Source organism: Shewanella sp. 10N.286.52.E4 (assembly GCF_041468785.1).
GTDB classification, from domain to species: Bacteria; Pseudomonadota; Gammaproteobacteria; order Enterobacterales; family Shewanellaceae; genus Shewanella; species Shewanella electrodiphila.
The window spans coordinates 153,319-171,556 of record NZ_JBFRJJ010000024.1 but is presented as its reverse complement, the minus strand read 5'-3'; the positions used below and the strand labels follow the sequence as shown (position 1 = coordinate 171,556).

At 40.1% G+C, this 18,238-nt stretch carries 17 protein-coding genes; 4 read left to right on the top strand and 13 right to left on the bottom strand.

The window, feature by feature from the left end:
- Nucleotides 1–52: 52 nt before the first annotated feature.
- The 4 genes from prc to AB4153_RS14650 all read right to left on the bottom strand — a co-directional run bounded on the left by prc (nucleotide 53) and on the right by AB4153_RS14650 (nucleotide 3,864).
- Nucleotides 53–2,167 (bottom strand): carboxy terminal-processing peptidase, encoded by a 2,115-nt coding sequence (prc, locus tag AB4153_RS14665; protein ID WP_371997962.1) that lies wholly within the window; start codon nucleotides 2,165–2,167, stop codon nucleotides 53–55.
- A gap of 22 nt (nucleotides 2,168–2,189) precedes the next feature.
- Nucleotides 2,190–2,825: an RNA chaperone ProQ gene (gene proQ / locus AB4153_RS14660; protein ID WP_102528734.1), complete on the bottom strand. Its 636-nt coding sequence runs from the start codon at nucleotides 2,823–2,825 to the stop codon at nucleotides 2,190–2,192.
- 269 nt (nucleotides 2,826–3,094) lie between these two features.
- Entirely contained in the window at nucleotides 3,095–3,553 is a 459-nt protein-coding gene (locus AB4153_RS14655; protein ID WP_102528733.1) for a GAF domain-containing protein, read from the bottom strand.
- Between the two features lie 20 nt (nucleotides 3,554–3,573).
- Complete coding sequence (locus AB4153_RS14650) at nucleotides 3,574–3,864, bottom strand: YebG family protein (protein WP_102528732.1); 291 nt, start codon at nucleotides 3,862–3,864, stop codon at nucleotides 3,574–3,576.
- Between the two features lie 229 nt (nucleotides 3,865–4,093).
- Between AB4153_RS14650 and AB4153_RS14645 the strand changes: the two genes are divergently transcribed.
- The 3 genes from AB4153_RS14645 (at nucleotide 4,094) to AB4153_RS14635 (ending at nucleotide 8,064) form a co-directional block, all read left to right on the top strand.
- Nucleotides 4,094–4,723 carry a paraquat-inducible protein A gene (locus AB4153_RS14645; protein WP_102528760.1) on the top strand — a complete coding sequence of 210 codons (630 nt, stop codon included), beginning with the start codon at nucleotides 4,094–4,096 and terminating at the stop codon, nucleotides 4,721–4,723.
- A gap of 61 nt (nucleotides 4,724–4,784) precedes the next feature.
- Nucleotides 4,785–5,438: a paraquat-inducible protein A gene (locus AB4153_RS14640; protein WP_229370409.1), complete on the top strand. Its 654-nt coding sequence runs from the start codon at nucleotides 4,785–4,787 to the stop codon at nucleotides 5,436–5,438.
- The gene (locus AB4153_RS14635) at nucleotides 5,425–8,064 is read left to right on the top strand and encodes an MlaD family protein (protein WP_371997959.1); all 2,640 of its coding nucleotides are present in this window, start codon (nucleotides 5,425–5,427) and stop codon (nucleotides 8,062–8,064) included. Before AB4153_RS14640 ends, AB4153_RS14635 begins: the two co-directional genes overlap by 14 nt.
- A gap of 104 nt (nucleotides 8,065–8,168) precedes the next feature.
- Here AB4153_RS14635 and AB4153_RS14630 read toward each other — a convergent pair whose 3' ends face one another.
- Entirely contained in the window at nucleotides 8,169–9,395 is a 1,227-nt protein-coding gene (locus AB4153_RS14630; protein WP_102528730.1) for a nucleoside recognition domain-containing protein, read from the bottom strand.
- Between the two features lie 135 nt (nucleotides 9,396–9,530).
- Between AB4153_RS14630 and rsmF the strand changes: the two genes are divergently transcribed.
- Entirely contained in the window at nucleotides 9,531–10,982 is a 1,452-nt protein-coding gene (rsmF, locus tag AB4153_RS14625; RefSeq protein WP_102528729.1) for a 16S rRNA (cytosine(1407)-C(5))-methyltransferase RsmF, read from the top strand.
- A 426-nt stretch (nucleotides 10,983–11,408) separates the two neighbouring features.
- Here the strand turns inward: rsmF and AB4153_RS14620 are convergent, their stop codons facing one another.
- From AB4153_RS14620 to apbC, 8 genes are all read right to left on the bottom strand, one after another.
- Nucleotides 11,409–12,197 (bottom strand): TatD family hydrolase, encoded by a 789-nt coding sequence (locus AB4153_RS14620; RefSeq protein WP_102528728.1) that lies wholly within the window; start codon nucleotides 12,195–12,197, stop codon nucleotides 11,409–11,411.
- A 44-nt stretch (nucleotides 12,198–12,241) separates the two neighbouring features.
- On the bottom strand, nucleotides 12,242–12,568 hold the full coding sequence (locus tag AB4153_RS14615) for a PilZ domain-containing protein (RefSeq protein WP_055024454.1): 327 nt from the start codon (nucleotides 12,566–12,568) through the stop codon (nucleotides 12,242–12,244).
- A gap of 12 nt (nucleotides 12,569–12,580) precedes the next feature.
- Nucleotides 12,581–13,540, bottom strand: coding sequence for a DNA polymerase III subunit delta' (gene holB, locus AB4153_RS14610; RefSeq protein WP_102528727.1), 960 nt, complete (start codon nucleotides 13,538–13,540; stop codon nucleotides 12,581–12,583).
- A gap of 34 nt (nucleotides 13,541–13,574) precedes the next feature.
- The gene (gene tmk / locus AB4153_RS14605; protein WP_102528726.1) at nucleotides 13,575–14,204 is read right to left on the bottom strand and encodes a dTMP kinase; all 630 of its coding nucleotides are present in this window, start codon (nucleotides 14,202–14,204) and stop codon (nucleotides 13,575–13,577) included.
- Nucleotides 14,201–15,211, bottom strand: coding sequence for an endolytic transglycosylase MltG (mltG, locus tag AB4153_RS14600; RefSeq protein ID WP_371997957.1), 1,011 nt, complete (start codon nucleotides 15,209–15,211; stop codon nucleotides 14,201–14,203). The genes tmk and mltG overlap by 4 nt, the downstream gene beginning before the upstream one ends.
- A gap of 20 nt (nucleotides 15,212–15,231) precedes the next feature.
- Entirely contained in the window at nucleotides 15,232–16,077 is an 846-nt protein-coding gene (gene pabC / locus AB4153_RS14595; RefSeq protein ID WP_371997955.1) for an aminodeoxychorismate lyase, read from the bottom strand.
- Nucleotides 16,078–16,342: 265 nt separating this feature from the next.
- On the bottom strand, nucleotides 16,343–16,981 hold the full coding sequence (udk, locus tag AB4153_RS14590) for a uridine kinase (protein ID WP_102528723.1): 639 nt from the start codon (nucleotides 16,979–16,981) through the stop codon (nucleotides 16,343–16,345).
- A 9-nt stretch (nucleotides 16,982–16,990) separates the two neighbouring features.
- Nucleotides 16,991–18,106, bottom strand: a complete 1,116-nt coding sequence (gene apbC, locus AB4153_RS14585; RefSeq protein WP_371997953.1) for an iron-sulfur cluster carrier protein ApbC — start codon at nucleotides 18,104–18,106, stop codon at nucleotides 16,991–16,993.
- Between the last annotated feature and the right edge of the window lie 132 nt (nucleotides 18,107–18,238).

Genomic DNA, 18,238 nt, shown 5'->3' with positions numbered 1-18,238 from the left:
TTACATAATAAAAAACGCGCTAAAAGCGCGTTTTTTGACAATGAAATAGCGTTTATTTCACTGCAGATTTTTTAGCATCAACCATGTCTAGGGTGATTAATGCTGTTTCTTCTAAAAACGCATCCGGTACTTCTAGTTCGTCTTCTTCAGACTCTTCAGCATCTGCCGTTTCGTTTTCAGCAACTTCTGTTGATTCTGCATCAGTTTCAGTGGCTTCTTCATCTTCTTCATCAAGTGATGCTAAAGGCTCAAGACCATTTTTAACACGACGCTCATTAGTGCGGTCAAGAATACGCTTTTCATCTTCTTCACGAGAAGCAATGCGCTCACTTTCCACTAATGAAATCGTTTTATCATCATGATGCTTTTTAAATTCAGCAATATCATCAAAGATATAACCAAATTCTACATCGGTTTTGATACGCTGCTGATGCTTGGTATCAAGTTTAGATACCAATTCAGGGTAGATATTACCTAAAGTACCGTATTGCGCTACCGGAACTTTATCCCATGGTAATGCGTTCTTCTCTTCAGATTCACCATATTCACCAGGCTCAAGTGCACTAGGGAAATTGATGTCTGGAGTAACCCCTTTTAACTGAGTACTGCCGCCATTAATACGGTAAAACTTAGCTATGGTGTATTGTACATGCCCAATAGGTTTTTCGTACATATCATAAATGCGACCTAAGCTTTTATGCTGCTGAACTGTACCTTTACCAAAGCTCGCCTCACCTACAATCAATGCACGTTCATAATCCTGAAGCGCTGCAGCAAAAATCTCTGATGCTGAGGCACTGTAGCGATCAACCATAACTGTTAATGGTCCGCTATAGGCACTTTTACCGTCATTATCACGGTTTTGAGTAACGCGGCCATTAGCATCACGGATTTGAACCACTGGTCCCATATCAATGAATAAACCAGTCAGTAATGTCGCTTCGGTTAATGCACCGCCGCCATTACCACGTAAATCAATGATAATACCTTCAACGTTATCTTCTTTTAATTTAGCAATTTCTTTTTCTACATCAACGGATAAGTTCATGTAAAAACCAGGAATTTGAATAACACCGACTTTACGGTTAGCGTATTCGCCTTCAGTAGGCTCAACAACTTTAGAGGTTGCAGCGCGATCTTCTAAGCGAATTTTGTCACGAACAATCGTCACTTCAAATGCTTTCGCGTTTGCTCCACCTTTTTTAGGCAAAATTTGAAGATTAACTTCACTGCCTTTAGGGCCTTTAATTAATTCAACAACATCATCTAATCGCCACCCGATGACATCGACTATCTCTTCGTCTTTTTGACCGACACCAATAATTTTGTCTTCTGGAGATAGTTTTTCACTGCTCGCTGCAGGACCACCAGCAACTAAGCTTTTAATTACCGTGTAATCATCATCCATTTGCAACACTGCACCAATACCTTCAAGGCTTAGGTTCATTTCCATTTGGAAACGTTCAGCATTACGTGGAGAGAGATAACTTGTATGAGGTTCAACAGTGCGTGCAAAGGCATTCATAACACCTTGGAACACATCTTCACTGTGTGTTTGACTTAAACGTTTGATGGCATTGTTGTAACGCTTGCCAAGAATTTCGACTGTTTCTTCCCAGTCTTTATCAGCAAGTTTTAAATTTAATGCATCGTATTTGACACGTTGGCGCCAAAGTTCATTTAATTCTGCTTCATCTTTTGGCCATGTAGCTTCTTCGCGGTCAAACTCATAGGCATCATTGGCTTCTGTGAAGTCGAATTCTTTGTCTAATAAAGTCAGTGCGTAAGCAAAACGTTCATAGCGACGTTGTTGCAATAAAGAGAACATATTGAAAGCAGGTTCGATATTGCCTGTTTTGACCATATCGTCAAACAGATGTTGATATTGTTTAAAGCTATCAACATCTGCTTGTGTAAGCACATTACGTCTGAAATCTAGCTGTTGTAGATAACGATCGTAAATCAACTCAGAAAAAGCATCATCAAGTTCAAAGCGATGGTAATGAGAGCGTGTGAATAAATTCGTTACCCTCTTACTCGCAACCTTGTGTTGAGGCTCTTGCTCAAGTTTAGGTAACTCGTTGATTTGAATAGTTGGTGAAATTGCCCAAGCCGAAAAACCGACAAATAAAGTGGCAATCGACGCAGCCAAAGTGAGTTTTCGCATCAACAAGTTACTCCTTAAATGATCACGATAATAAAATATGCTCTGCACGTACTTTAACGACTAAACCAGAATCAAGCTGTACATGGACATCTTCTTTCTTGATATCAGTGATAACGCCAGCGACAGGATTTTGTCCTAACTTGACACTAACACGTTGTTTTTGTTTAAGCTCGTCAAATTTTGCAGGGACATAATTAACTTTTGGTGCAGCAGGCTTTTTAGGCTTAGCTGGGCGGTCTTTCTTAACAGGAGCTGCTTTTGAAGAAGGTGCTTTTTTAGCTGGCTTCTTAGGATTTGCTTTAGCAGCTTGTGCTTGACGCTTAGCCTTGGCTTTTTCTTGACCTTCTTTTAAAGTCTGCTGAGCATGATCGATATGCTCTTGCTCAAGTTCGCCACAGTCTTGTCCGTCAAGATCAATACGTTGAACGCCGGTTTTAACACCTTTAAGGTAGCGCCAGCTACTTGTATAACGTCTAAGTGCAACACGCAATTGTGTTTTACTTACTTTAGAATCATCAGCCAACCTTTCAGCTAAATCTTGAAACAACCCAATTTTTAATGGCTTAGTTTCACCTTCTGCAATAAAGCATAAAGGAAATGTTTCATATAAATACGCTAAAACTGCGTTGGTGTCGGTCAACTTGTCTGTTGATTCCATTTTTACTTCCACGTTATATAAGGGGACTGGTTTATAGCTATCTTAGCTAGTTACAGTCGTTTATCTTTCGTTAAACAGAGTCTTGCTTAACGTTCAAATTAGCATTTCCTACATGATTGCTAAAGCAATTGAAACATGCCCTAACAAATTAACTTACTTGCCTGCATATTTACAGTAAATAAATTTTAAACATAGTAATGCGTGCAGCTCAGTATTATAAAGCCCATGTCAGCGATTGCGACCTGCAATTTAGCTTATTTGTTCGCAAATTAAGCAAATAAGCAAGATTCGAAGCTTTTAACTAAGATTTCTAAGCCTTTTTGATCATCTTTATCAAAACGATTCAAAGAAGGACTATCAATATCTAACACTGCTATGACATTTTTCCCGTCATGAACTGGCACTACAATTTCCGAATTACTGGCTGCATCGCAAGCAATATGACCTTCAAATTGGTGGACATCTTCAACAAGTTGAGTTTCATCTAAGGCTGCAGCTGTGCCACATACACCTTTGCCAATCACAATGCGTGTACAAGCAACTTTTCCTTGAAATGGTCCTAACACTAATTGGTCGTTGCGCTTAATATAAAAGCCAACCCAATTGATATCATCCAAATTGTCATTTAATAAGGCTGAGAAATTTGCCATACCAGCAATTAAGTCGTCTTCGCCTTCCATTAAGGCCAACACTTGTCTGTTCAAGGTGTCATACATTTCAGCTTTCATTTTACTTCCTAACTATTCTTTTATTCTGCTGCCGCTTTTTTGGGTGCTTTTTTGGCTGCAGGTTTAGCTGCAGGCTTAGCTTTTACGACGCCTTTGAGTAGATTTGCGAGTTCATCTTTATTAGATGCAAGATAAAAAGCAAGTTTCTCAACACTATTTTCGTCAATTTTTAACTCAGCGCTAGTAATAAAAGGAACTAAGTTATCCGCAATATCGAGCATTTTGTCATAGGCATCGGCTTCTTTTTTAGATGTGAACGTCATCTTTTCCACCCCTTCTCTGACCACGACAAACTTTGTAATTACCGCCATGATTAACCTCCTACTGTTTTTATATACAGTGCATAGAGTGTCATAGAACTAACTTCTGATGCAAGTATTCTGATTATTCTGGTATTATCTCATTTCATTGTAACTCGAATCATGATGAATAAACTCAGATAGTGGTCATAATTAGTCACAATAAGTGGCTATAATATGTCTCAACTTGGATCATTGTTTCGCTGCTCATATTTACTAAATGGATGGTTTTAGCTTTTATATGCCCAAAAATTTAGATCAAGACACTATTATATTGTGCCGCTCTTGTGATTTAGCTGTGCAGCGCCGTGCTTTGCCCTCTAATGTTCGTGCATTATGTCCACGTTGTCATACGGCACTGTATGATGTGCCATATTGCTCTTTAAATGGCATGCTTGCCCTATGTATTGCAGCCATTCTGTTTTATATCCCTGCTAATTTTCTTCCCGTGCTTGAAATACATTTTTTAGGCAGTATTCGAGCAACCACAGTTTATGAAAGTGCATTTGCTGTTTGGGTTCAGGGTTACTGGATTGTTGCTGTCGCCGTTATCGCTGCAGCGGTCGTCGCTCCAGGATTACTTATATTGTCGATATTGCTGCAAATTATCATTGTAAAGCGCCGACTTCATTCTGCTTTTTGGCAACAGACGTATCGTAAATTGCTGAAAAACCATGGCGTACTTTCTCAATTAACAATGTTAGAAATCTATGTCATTTCTTTTTTAGTCGCAGCATTCAATTTATCTGACTTTTCAGATATCTATTTAGGCATGGGCACTTTTTGTTTTGGGATGTTATTTTTGGTTATCCTGTTCTTACAGCGAGAATATAACTTAGAACATATGTGGAGAATGGTTCATGACGAATAATACTTCACACTCAACGACTCAAGCGTCAACGTGTACTGAGTCTACAAGTACTGAGACAAAGATGTTGCAAGAAGATAACGCCACTAATAAATCCAATCTTGGCCAACAAGGTAAAGATATTGGCATGACGCTTTGTGGTACATGTCGCAATATTAACCCTATCGACCAAGGGCGTTGTAGTCGTTGCCATTCTAAAATTCAACCGCGCAATTATCAAAGCCTACAGCAAAGCTGGGCATTACTAATTACCGCCGCCATATTATTAATACCCGCTAATATTTACCCAATCACAATGCTAACTAACCAAGGCAAAGTGACCTACGACACGATTTTTACTGGCATTGTACATTTGGTTCATTCAGACATGATCCCTATCGCGATTATCGTCTTTACCGCCAGTATTTTAGTGCCATGGTTAAAGATTGTAGGCTTGGCGATATATTTGTCAGCAATCAGTTTTAATCTGCCCGTTTCAAAAAAGAAGCTCATGGTGGGATTTCATATCATTGAGTGGATTGGTCGATGGTCTATGCTTGATTTATTCGTTATTGCTTTAACAGTGGCAGTAGTGAATATGGGACAACTTCTTGATGCAAAACCTGCACCTGCAGCAACAGCCTTCGCGCTGGTCATTTTATTGACCCAGTTAGCTGCAAAGGTACTTGATACACGTTTACTTTGGGATCGCTTGGAAAAAAACAATGACACGAATTGAATCACCAAAAGTCGTTAAAAAGAAACTCTTCTCTCCAATTTGGTTACTGCCAATTGTGGCTCTCGTACTGGGAGCTTGGCTTGGAGTGAAAAGTATCAAAGAGTCAGGAATTGAAATACAAGTTCATTTCCCCAGTGCCATTGGTATTGATGTTGGTAAAACCTTAGTAAAATACCAAGGATTAACTGTTGGTAAAGTCACTGACATCAGCCTTGATAAGGACTTATCAGGGGTAAATGTCAAAATTGTGATGGATTATCGCTCTGATCCTTTCCTAAATAAGAACACCCTTTTTTGGCTGGTTACGCCAAAAGCCAGTATTACGGGAATTGAAGGGCTAGATACCCTATTTTCAGGAAATTATATTGCGATTGAACCGGGTGATGGTAGTTCAACATCTGAGTTCATTGCATCCACTGAAGCCCCGTCAATGATCCCCAATGAAGAAGAAGGTATCGTTGTTAAGCTAACGACCCCAACTTTAGGTTCATTAGATGTAGGCTCTTTAGTGTTTTACCGCCAAGTACCTGTCGGTAAAGTCGTTAATTATCGTTTGATAGACAGTGACACTATTATCATTAGCACGTTTATTGAGCAGCAGTATGCTCACCTTGTTAACCAGAATTCGCAATTTTGGAATGTGTCAGGACTTAAAATTGATGCCTCACTTTCGGGTATAAAAGTAAATACTGAAAGTTTAGCGTCATTGCTCGCTGGCGGGATTAGTTTTAACTCTGATATTAAAGCGGACAAAGCAATCACCGGCGATAATTACGTTTTATATCCAGATGAAGAAAGCGCTGTAAAAGGGGTTGAGTTTGTATTAACAGCAGATAATGCCGATGAGATTAACCAAGGCTCTGCATTGGTATATCGCGGTATTGAAGTCGGTAAGATTCATCAAACTCAACTGACTGAAAATGGCGTTAAGTTTTCAGCTAAGTTTGATATTGAATATCAACACCTTTTAAATGCTGATAGTCAGTTTTGGGTAGCGGGTGCTGATATTTCAATGGATGGAGTTAAGCATGTTAGTCGCTTGCTGACAGGTAGCGTCGTTAATGTACTTCCTGGTGTATCTGACGGAACCTTACCGGAGCAATTTACATTACTTAAGCAATCACCAGACTTATTGAATGACAGTAAACTCAAGATCCAGCTCAGCTCTGATGAGCATAGTGGTCTCACTGCAGGAGCTGAAGTTCGATACAAACAAATGCCAATTGGTGAGATCACTCGAGTGACCTTTACTAAAGATTTTAGTGGCGTTGAGTACCAAGTAGAGATCCTGCCAGAATATAAAGGTCTTATCACTACCGATAGTCATTTTGTGTCTGAATCAGCATTAACCATAGATGCTTCACTCGATGGTGTTAGTGTGACCACCCGTGACTTAAACACTGTTATAGCCGGTGCAGTTTCATTAGTCAGAGGCAAAACCAAAGCGTTAGTAAGAGCAAATAGCCAATTTGCACTTTACCGTTCAACAGATCATGCTACTGCGACATTAAGTAAAAATAGTGTCACCACGCTAACCCTTGACAGTATCGATGGCGCAGGCCTTTCAGACGGCTCACCGATTTATTATAAAAAAATGCAAATCGGTAAAGTAACTGAAGTTAATTGGAATAATAAAACAGACCAGTTTTCAATTAGCGTCGCGATTCAAAATAAATTTAGTCAGCTAATACGAGATAATAGTGTCTTCTGGCGCAATGATGCTGCCAGTATTAATGCGAGTTTATCCGGTGTTGAAGTGAATGTAGCGCCCCTTGAGGGTGCGCTAAAAGGCAGTTTAAGTTTAGGGCTGTTAAGTGATGAGCTTATCGGAAATCAACAAAGATTATACGATTCAAAAGAGCTAGCCTTGAAGCAAGCGAAAACGATTACGTTAGTTTTACCTGCTGAAGCAAAAGTAGCAGCTAAAGCCGCGATTCGATATCAAGGGCATCAGATTGGTGTCGTTCAGCAAGTAAAGCTTAACCAAAATCTTGATACATTAACGGCAAGCGCTTATTTATATGGAGAGTATGCAGGTCACTTCACTAAAGCTGATACAGAATACTTTATTGTCGATGCGCAAATTTCATTAGCAGGCATTAAAGCGCCTGAAACCTTAATAACGGGTCCATATATCGGTGTGATACCCGGTAAAGTCAGCGATGCTATAGATACTTTTGAAGCTCATTTATCAGCTCGTTATGATGCTGACATTGGAGATGATGCTCTAACCCTCATACTTGAAGATAGCCAACTGGGTTCGATAAAAGTGGGCACGCCAATATTCTTTAGAGGTATTTCAATCGGTCAAGTTGATGGTTATGCATTGTCGGATAACGGCAACAAAGTCTTAATGTATTCACACATTGAAAAGCAATACACCCACCTAGTGAACCAAAGCAGTCGTTTTTGGGATGCTTCTGGTATTAAATTAGAAGTGGGTATTTTCTCTGGTGCGCAAATTGAAACGGGTTCACTAGAAACATTACTGTCAGGTGGTATATCAGTTGTTACTGAGGATGTGACTTCAGAGCAGAATAAACTATCAGATAATAGCCGTTTTGATCTTTACAACAAGATGAAAGAAGAATGGCGCAGATGGCAGCCTGAACAGGTAAAGCCATAAAATGTTCAATCCAAAAAAGTCGGCATATGCCGACTTTTTTATTGAGCAAATGTAATATGAGTCAGCAGAGATGATGACTCTACCCTTATGGCTCCTTTAAGTCTTTATCCGTAAAACCAGTAACAAACCCCAATAGCAGCCATGATACCGCCGACATCAGCAGCTAAACCACAGCCAAGCGCATGGCGACTATTTCGAATGCCAACAGAGCCAAAATATACCGCGAGAACATAAAATGTAGTTTCTGTGCTGCCTTGAAAAATAGCTGATAATCGCCCAGCAAACGAATCAACACCATGGTGGTCCATCGTTTCAAGCATCATTGCTCTTGCTCCTGAGCCACTAAAAGGTTTCATTAATGCTGTCGGCATCGCATCAACAAATCGGTTATCAAAGCCGAATAAGGTCACTAAGCTTGATAAACCCTGTAAAGCGAAATCTAACGCGCCTGAAGCCCTTAATAACCCTATTGCCAATAACATCGCCAATAAGTAAGGGATCAGCATAATAGCTTGGGAAAAGCCGCCTTTAGCGCCTTCTACAAACTCATCATATATGGCAACCTTTCTATAACCAGCAATCAGTATAAAACTTAAAATTAGCACCAGTAAAATACCGTTACCTAAGGCGGTAGATAAAGTGCCAATAGCCTCAACTGATAAAGTCATTAAATAAAATACACTGGCAATAAGCACACTGATTAAGGTTGCACCGTAAGCAAGCACAACACTATTTAATAAAGAGATACGTTGCACAATAGCCACAACTGACAGCCCCACTAAAGTTGATGCAACTGTGGCAAGTAAAATGGGTAAGAAAACATCTGCGGGGGCAGCAGCGCCTTGTTGAGCACGATATAAAAATACTGTTACAGGCACTAATGTTACAGAAGAAGTATTGAGTACTAAGAACAAAATTTGCGCATTGGTCGCAACGCTTTTTTCGGGGTTTAAACTCTGTAAGTCATGCATCGCCTTAAGGCCAAGTGGAGTTGCAGCATTATCAAGCCCAAGCATATTTGCAGTTAAGTTCATCGACATACTGCCATAAGCTGGGTGTCCTCTTGGCACTTCAGGCATCAACTTGGATAATAACGGCTCGAACAATCGTGCAAACACCGCTACAACACCCGCCTTCTCACCCACTTGCATCAAGCCCATCCAGAGCGCCAACACACCAATGAGTCCAATTGAGATCTCAGCAGCAAGTTTCGCACTACTAAAAATCGCATTGACTGAGTCACTCAGCACTTCAACATGGCCATTAAATAGTTGCACAATGATGGCAATAGCTGCCGTTATAAAGAACAATAACCAAACTCGATTCAGCACTTAATACTCCATCATTATGACCAATGCTAACCCGTTTAGAACTGATGCTTAGTCCACGGGGATAACCTAACTCTTGTTAATGCATGATATAATCTATTTCATTATTACACAGTTGTTTTATCGAAATATTTTACTATGGCTCAAATTAATCCAGATTACCTCACCCACATTGCCGCAGAACTTCCAAAACATCTTGATATGGAAGAGTTTGTTGCAGCTTGTCATCGCCCTTTAAGAAAATCTATACGCATTAATACGCTAAAGATTTCAATAGCCGACTTTAAACAGGTTATGTATTCAAAAGGCTGGGAATTTGAACCTATTCCATGGTGTAAAGAAGGTTTTTGGATAACCCATAACGAAAACCAACAACCTGGCAATTGTGTAGAACATATTCAAGGGCTTTTTTATATTCAAGAAGCCAGTTCAATGTTGCCGCCAGAAGCATTATTTAACGATTTAGGCACCAATGAAACTTATCAAGCGGATATTGTTTTAGATGTTGCTTCCGCTCCTGGATCTAAAACAACCCAACTTGCCGCATTAATGAACAACCAAGGCTTACTGATAGCCAATGAATACTCATCTAGCCGCGTTAAAATTTTGCATGCCAATGTACAACGCATGGGGGTACGTCAAACAGCATTAACCCATTTTGACGGCAAGGTATTCGGTGAATACCTTTACGAAAAGTTTGATGCCATTTTGCTAGATGCCCCCTGTGGTGGTGAAGGCACAGTACGCAAAGATGTAAATGCATTGAAAAATTGGCAACTCGACGATGTCACAGACATTGCAGAAACCCAGAAACAACTTATTGAATCAGCCTTTTTAGCATTAAAGCCCGGTGGCGCTTTAGTTTATTCAACTTGTACACTAAGCCAAATTGAAAATCAGCAAATTTGCCACTATATTCAGCAGCAATACCCCGAAGCAGTGAAATTCGCCTCATTAAATAACTTATTCGCAGGCGCTGAGCAAGCCTGTACAGAAGAAGGTTTTCTACATGTTTGGCCACAAATATTTGACAGTGAAGGCTTCTTTGTCGCTAAAATCATCAAGACCGCATCTGTACCTCGCTTGAAGAAATGCCCCAAACAACAGCGAAACTTCCCGTTTGTTTCAGCTAACCCAACGCAGACCCTAGCCGTTTCTGAGTATTTTAGTCAGAGCTTCAACATCAGCTTACCTAAGCAATATAACGTTATGATCCGCGACGATGAATATTGGTTATTTCCAGAGCAATTCAGCCATTTTATCGGCTTAATGCGTTTTCAACGCATTGGATTTAAACTGGCTGACGTAATGAAAAAAGGTTTTAAAGCTAAACATGAAGCCATTATCGCCTTAAGTGACTTTATTGAAAATCAAGATAGCGTTATTGAGCTTAATCGTCAGCAAGCTATTGAATTTTTGATGGGACGCGATATTCCAACCAATGAGGTTAACGGCTTAGATATAACCCCTGCTGGTGAAATGATAGTAAGCTTTCATCACAAGCCATTGGGCGTAGTAAAACACTTAGGTCACCGTCTGAAGAATAATTTACCGAGAGAGTTGGTCAAAGATAAAATCGAATCAGTCTAAAATTAGGCGTTAAAGTGAGCATTAAAGTTAAAATCATCCAAAAGTTAAACAGCTTTAATAGACTCATTTCGCTAGTGATTTAAGCATTATTAGTTAAATATGACGATTTATATACGTTAAACATTCATTTATAGCGCATTAATTGTGCAATATAGAAATACACAACTATAATTTACTCAGACGTGTTTAATTAAAGACTTTTGTAGCAAGAATTGAATGTTGGGAATAAGCGGGAATAACGGCTTATTCTCATAACGGTTTACTGAGAGACAACTCTCAACAGTAGCGCAAGGCTCTTTTCAATAAGAGCCATTCCCCTAGACCCAGAACAATTGGATAGTTTTGGGTCTTTTTTTTGCCTGTAGTTTAATAGAGCAAACCTAATGATTAACGAATGTCGTTAGAATCTTGTCGCTAAAAATAACTCTATCGGCCAATTAATTTGGCAGCATCGGTGAATAGGTTGAAGAAGTTTTCCGAGGTGTAATGAGCTAAATCTTCATATTTTTCACCACGTAGCTCAGCGACAAACTCTGCGACATCGCGAACATAAGCCGGTTGATTTTCTTTGCCGCGATGTGGAACAGGTGCTAAATAAGGCGAATCTGTTTCTACCAATAGCCTATCTTGTGGGACTTGGCGAATAACACTTCGAAGTTCACCTGCATTTTTAAAAGTGACAATACCTGAAACTGAAATATAAAAACCTAAATCAATCGCCGCTTTTGCCATTTCCCAATTTTCAGTAAAACAGTGTAATACGCCACCCACTTTATCCGCATTGCCTGCTTTTAACATGGCAATGGTATCTTCACGTGCATCTCGGGTATGAACGATCAAGGGTTTATTCACATCAACAGCTAATGCAATTTGTTGTTCAAAACATTGCTGTTGAAGTGTTTTAGTTTCTGGGGCGTAAAAATAATCAAGACCAGTTTCACCAATTGCTACCACTTTTTTATCAGTGGCAAATTGTTTGATTTCTTCAACATTTAAACCGTCTTGAACATCTAAAGGGTGAACACCAGAAGAAAGGAAGACATTATCAAATTGCGCCATTTTTTCGCGCATAGATTCGAAACCTTGCTGACGCACATTGACGCACAGTAGGTAATCTACGCCACGAGATTTAGCACCATCAATAATGGCTTGTAAACTAGGTTGATCAGGTGCCGCTTTTAAACGGTCTAAGTGGCAATGAGAGTCGATTAACATGGGAATTCTATCAAAAGCTAAAATAAGCCAGCAAGAATACCTAGCTACATTGTGCAGGTCAAATCACTTGAAGAAAGTTCGCTCGAAAGTAACTTTTCAATGTGATGTTTATGACTTTCAGGATCGGTTTTAATTTTAACCCCTATCCCTGCAGGTCTGCCACCAGAAGCGCCTAATGGGTTAATCCAAACCACCACACCTTTAAAGTCAGTCATTTGTGATGTTCCAGGTAACTTATACGATATCGACAACTCTTGGCCTAAAAAGTGGCTTTCTGTTGTTGAAATAAATAAACCCGCAGGCTTAATAAAAGGCATATAAGCTCTGTACAACTGGTGCAGAGTATCAAAATTTACAACAAGATCGGTCATAATCTCAGTCTATTATTTAATATGAATAAGTTGTCTAAATTCGAGTATGTAATCTTGGCATAATGCAGGAGCATTCACACTCGCCATCGTTGCTAGCCGTTGGCACATTTGCGCCACTTTTGAAGACAAACCAATAATGTTACTTATAGCTAATGCATCTAGCTCTTTACTTTTTAACACATATTGTCTTAAGTACAAATATAAAACATTAAGTGCATCAACAATTTGATGCTCTGAAACCTTAATTAAACTGCCATTCAAATGGCCAGATTTAATGCTTAACGCCCAATCTGTTCGAAACTGAATCAACTGTTGGTAATGCTGACTACTGAGGCTTTCAGCAAGCTTTAATGGCCCGCCAATCATACTTAAACACCAAGTGACATCATGGGGCTTCTCGCCAGCACGCACTGAAGGTAGCATTTGGTGGGCTTTTAACCACTCATATACTTGTTTTCTATCAGGAGCGTGAAATGCCACTTGCTGACAACGACTTTTAATCGTCGCCAATATTCTTGAAGGCACATCGGTTTGTAAAATAATTAATATATTATTACCCGGCTCTTCTAATGTTTTCAGTAAGGCATTGGCTGACGCTAAATTAAACTGCTCACAATTAAGAATAATAGCAACTCGTTGGCCGCCTTGCTGAGCAGTTACAGTTAACTTTTGGCATAAATCACGGATTTGGTCGACTTTTATTATCGTGCCATCCGCTTTGATAACATGACAATCGGGATGTGTGCCGGCCTTAAATAGCAAGCAGCTCTTACATTGGCCACAAGCCCCCACTGGCGTTAGCGCTGTACACATAGCAGCTTCAGCCATTTCGTTTGCCAAAACATGACCACCTAAGCCTTGATCAATACTCACCAGTTGAGCATGAGCGCTATGGCCGCTATGGCGTTCGTTAATAAAACGCTCAAACGGTGCATCCAACCACGGTAATTGCTGTATACCAAATGCTTGCATTATACGCTCGCCTTTACCCAATAATATGTCATTTTCAAGCTAGCCTTGCTGTTAACTCAGCCGTAATCTGTTGGTGTACTTGTTCAATAGGCTTACTGGCATCAATAACAATAATTGAGTCATCTTCGGCTGCAAACGCTAAAAATGTCGCTCTAGCACGTTCAAAAAACTCAATTTGTTGCACTTCAATTCTGTCTAAAGCGCCGCGACTAGCAGCTCTTGCTAGCCCAAGCTTAGGCTCTATATCAAGATATAAGGTTAAATCGGGTTTAAAGCCTTTTAAAGTGATATCACTGATAGATTTTACTAAAGGCATTAATCCCCTACCGCCGCCTTGATAGGCAAGCGATGATAAATTATGACGGTCACCTAATACCCAAGTACCATTAGCCAAAGCGGGCTTAATAACATTAGCAATTAGTTGCGCTCTCGCAGCGTAAAACAATAAACACTCAGACTCATCGCAAAGAGGGTCGGTTTCATCTGCAACCTTAACTAAATCACGCATTTTTTCGGCAAGTGGCGTTCCACCTGGCTCACGCGTGCATACTGGGGTTTGTTGAGTGTGTTGTGTGATAATCTGTTTAACCAGTTCAATGGCACTGGATTTACCAGCGCCTTCTAGGCCTTCAATTACAACAAATTTAGCTTGTTCTTGGGTCATTTTCTATTTCTCTGGTATTCATTCACAGCGCGGTTATGTTGCGCTAGCGTCTCGGAAAAAACATGGCTTCCATCATTTCTTGAGACAAAATATAAGTAATTAACATCTGCAGGCTTAGCCGCTGCAAAAATGGCGGCTTTACTTGGTGCGGCGATAGGCGTAGGCGGTAAACCATTAATGCGATAAGTATTAAACGCGGTATGCTCTCGTAAATCACTGCGGGTTATATTACCGTTATAGCGTTCTCCCATGCCATAAATCACTGTTGGATCAGTTTGTAAACGCATACCTAGCTTCAAACGGTTGTTGAATACTGCTGCGACCCAGTCACGCTCAGATGGCTTGCCGGTTTCTTTTTCAATAATGGACGCAATCGTCAATAACTCATAAGGTGTGGTTAATTTAAGATCTTTATCTCGCTCACCCCAAGCCGTAGCAAGGGTTTTCTGCATCATTTGATAACTGCGGTCTAATATCGCCTCTAATGAATCATTGGCTTGATATTGATAGGTTTCGGGGAAAAACTTACCTTCAGGTAAACCCGACTCATCACCATTTTTTATCAACACGCGATTAAAGACTTGCTCATCAAATGTTAAATGCGGCAAATCCACTAATGACTCATGCCACTCTTTAATCGTTTTACCTTCAATTAAGGTAACAGAGAAGGTCATTTCGTCACCACGATTAAGTTTGGTTAGCAAGCTGTCAATGCTATCACCTGGGTTAATTTGGTATAAACCAGTACGAATATGGGCATATTCAGGCTTAATCTTTAACAGGTATTTGAGTTTCCAGCTGTCGGTAATGAACTGCTTGTTTTCTAGATCAGCCCCAAGTTTTGTGACATTCATTCCTTGTGCGATAGTCAGTTCAACTGGCTTTTCAATTGATAGAAGTTGGCTAGGATAAGCGATAATTTTCTGATATCCCCAAAAGCCTACAACACACGCGACCGTAGTCAGTGTCATTAGCGATGTCAGTATAATGGTGATGGTTTTTTTCATATTATTTTAATCAGTACTTATTAGAATGATAGTTTGAGCTGGGTGAGTAAAGTATGGGTCATATTCCAGGTTTTATAATGATAGCTAGAGCTTAATTGGGTATTAATCGAGTCTATATTAATGCTGTTTACATTCACCACACCTAATAAGCTGTTGGTGATAAATACATGTTCCGCATCGAGCAATTCATCCAAAGTGACCTTTGTCGCCATTACTGCAATATCATTTGTCAAAAGCGCATCAATAACATGTTCACGCATGACGCCAGACACCCCGTTTTGACTCATCGCAGGTGTTTTAACCTGATTGTCCTTAACAATAAAAATATTCGCCATTGAAGATTCAACTAAACAATTATCTGCGTCAAGTACAAGCCAGTCATCGGTGTTTTTGGGTAATGTCTGCTGTTTTATTAACACTTGCTCTAAACGATTTAAGTGTTTCATCCCTGCCAGTAAAGGCTGATTGCCTAACGTTACTGGCGACAAGGACAATGTGATTCCTTTAGATTGCCACTGAGCATATATGTCCGGGATCGGATGTAATGAAATAACCTCAGTGATATCAGGGGATATAGGCGCAGTATAACCTCTGCCACCAACCCCGCGGCTAAGCAGTAACTTAATACAGCCTTGCTTTAACGTTTTCGCGTGTGATTCAAGGCGTAAAACTAATAACTCGATGTGAGAAATAGTAAAACCTAAACGCAAACAGGTTTGTTCTATGCGTTGCAGGTGTGTATTAAGGAATAAGATTTCGCCTGCAGCAACTCGCATGGTAGCAAATGCGCCATCGCCATAAGCAAGCCCTCGATCAAGAGCATCAATAGTATTATCAGATTTTCCATTCACAAATACCGACTGCATAACGTCCTTAACTCAAGGTTGTATTAATCTCATCTTGAAAATGCGATTTAGTTAACTAAGTGGATTGACTATCATATTTGCATCTAATGCCATGTAATTCAAATCGTCACTAAAGACTGTAATGGCTAAAAATAACTAAAGCGAATTCGAAACGAGAAACTGATACCAGAAATGGCCTCAGCATATGATGAGGCTCCAATTCTCATGGAGCCGTCAACTTGTACATCTGAGATCACATCCTTGTTATCTATAGCTTAACTCTATCTTATCTGGCTAACAGATGTTGGATCCTTGCTTTCAGTATATCTGTCGCAATACGGTTTTTACCGCCGCGAGGAACGATAATATCAGCGTGCTGCTTTGATGGCTCAATGAACTGCAAGAACATTGGGCGAACAGTGGCTTTGTACTGAGAAATAACCGACTCCATCGTACGTCCGCGCTCAGCTACATCACGCGTCAAACGACGTAAGAAACAAATATCCAGCGGTGTATCCATGAATACACTCGCATCCATGAGCTCACGTAATTTAGGGTCTGTTAATAGTAAAATCCCTTCTAAGATAATCACCTTTTTAGGTTGCATATCAAGGGTTTTAGTCATACGAGTATGTTCTTTATAGCTATAACAAGGAATGTTTACCTGCTCACCTTTCTTTAATTGCTTAAGGTGTTCAGCTAATAGCTGATGATCCAGTGCTTTAGGATGATCATAATTCGTTTTAACACGGTCTTCCATTGTCATATGACTTTGGTCACGGTAATAAGCGTCTTCATTAATCACACCGATTTGGTCGGTGCCTAGGTCACGCTTAAGTTCTTCAAAAATCGTTTGGGCAATTAAACTTTTGCCTGATGCTGAAGCACCTGCGATACCAATAATGACACATTGCTGAGAATTCATTACTTAACCTTACTCGTCGTCTGAAATACTGATTGAAACTGTGTTTTTGTTTTGCTGCTTCGCAAGTTGAGCACCCACTTTACAGGCAATTTCACGATAAATAGCAGCAACTTCTGAATCTGGCTTACTGACAACTGTTGGGTTGCCTTCATCCATTGACTCACGAATGTTAATATTAAGCGGTAATGCGCCCAATAACGGCACTTCATATCGCTCAGCAATCTTGCTTCCGCCATGGGTGCCAAATGGGTGTTCTTTATGACCACATTCAGGACATAAATGAAAACTCATGTTTTCAATAATGCCTAACACTGGGATATCCACTTTTTGGAACATGGTGATACCTTTTTTGGCATCTTCAAGTGCGATATCTTGCGGTGTTGTCACCACAACTGTGCCACTTACTGGAAACTTCTGTGACAATGTTAATTGTATGTCACCGGTTCCAGGAGGCAAATCAATCACTAAGTAATCCAGTTCTGGCCACTGAGTTTCAGTTAACAACTGATTTAATGCGCCTGCAGCCATAGGACCGCGCCAAACCGCAGCTTCACCATCGCCTAGCATAAAGCCTATAGATTGGGCTGAAATACCATGAGCAGACGCAGCAGTCATCATTTTGCCGTCTGGAGATGTCGGTTTAAAACCTTGTAAACCCAGCATCATTGGAATTGAAGGGCCATAAATATCAGCATCTAATATGCCGACTTCGGCGCCTTCAGCTTTTAACGCTAATGCAAGATTTACCGCAGTGGTAGATTTACCCACACCGCCTTTACCTGATGCAACTGCAATAACTTGTTTAATATTAGGGATTGGTTCTACTGAGGCAATAGCTGAAAAAACACGTGGCTGAAAGTCAATTTCACATTCTACTTCGTCAATAGCATCAAGTACGGCTAACTTTTTAGTCACATCCATGACGGTATCACGATATTGCGTCATACAAGGGTAAGGATAAACCAATCCAAGTAGAAGGCGTTTACCTTCAATTGCAAGTTTGTTAACACAACCCGCAGATACTAGCCCTTCAGCTAAATATGGATCTTGGTATGCATCTAAAATACTCAATACTGGACCAAGAAGGTCATCACTTAATTGATAATCTGTATGCGAAGTAGACAAAAGCAGAACTCCCAGCGAAAAATTTGCCCAAGTGTACCAGAATTAGAAAAAAATGAGCGCTAATTTAGCCGATTTTGTTGTTGTTTGATGAAATAATCACTTTGATCGGTTAGTATCTTGACCATATATTTA

Bases quoted from the DNA above. Each gene is read 5' to 3' on its own strand.
- prc (WP_371997962.1), bottom strand. From the start codon at position 2,167: ATGCGAAAACTCACTTTGGCTGCGTCGATTGCCACTTTATTTGTCGGT.
- proQ (WP_102528734.1), bottom strand. From the start codon at position 2,825: ATGGAATCAACAGACAAGTTGACCGACACCAACGCAGTTTTAGCGTAT.
- AB4153_RS14655 (WP_102528733.1), bottom strand. From the start codon at position 3,553: ATGAAAGCTGAAATGTATGACACCTTGAACAGACAAGTGTTGGCCTTA.
- AB4153_RS14650 (WP_102528732.1), bottom strand. From the start codon at position 3,864: ATGGCGGTAATTACAAAGTTTGTCGTGGTCAGAGAAGGGGTGGAAAAG.
- AB4153_RS14645 (WP_102528760.1), top strand. From the start codon at position 4,094: ATGCCCAAAAATTTAGATCAAGACACTATTATATTGTGCCGCTCTTGT.
- AB4153_RS14640 (WP_229370409.1), top strand. From the start codon at position 4,785: ATGTTGCAAGAAGATAACGCCACTAATAAATCCAATCTTGGCCAACAA.
- AB4153_RS14635 (WP_371997959.1), top strand. From the start codon at position 5,425: ATGACACGAATTGAATCACCAAAAGTCGTTAAAAAGAAACTCTTCTCT.
- rsmF (WP_102528729.1), top strand. From the start codon at position 9,531: ATGGCTCAAATTAATCCAGATTACCTCACCCACATTGCCGCAGAACTT.
- AB4153_RS14620 (WP_102528728.1), bottom strand. From the start codon at position 12,197: ATGTTAATCGACTCTCATTGCCACTTAGACCGTTTAAAAGCGGCACCT.
- AB4153_RS14615 (WP_055024454.1), bottom strand. From the start codon at position 12,568: ATGACCGATCTTGTTGTAAATTTTGATACTCTGCACCAGTTGTACAGA.
- holB (WP_102528727.1), bottom strand. From the start codon at position 13,540: ATGCAAGCATTTGGTATACAGCAATTACCGTGGTTGGATGCACCGTTT.
- tmk (WP_102528726.1), bottom strand. From the start codon at position 14,204: ATGACCCAAGAACAAGCTAAATTTGTTGTAATTGAAGGCCTAGAAGGC.
- mltG (WP_371997957.1), bottom strand. From the start codon at position 15,211: ATGAAAAAAACCATCACCATTATACTGACATCGCTAATGACACTGACT.
- pabC (WP_371997955.1), bottom strand. From the start codon at position 16,077: ATGCAGTCGGTATTTGTGAATGGAAAATCTGATAATACTATTGATGCT.
- udk (WP_102528723.1), bottom strand. From the start codon at position 16,981: ATGAATTCTCAGCAATGTGTCATTATTGGTATCGCAGGTGCTTCAGCA.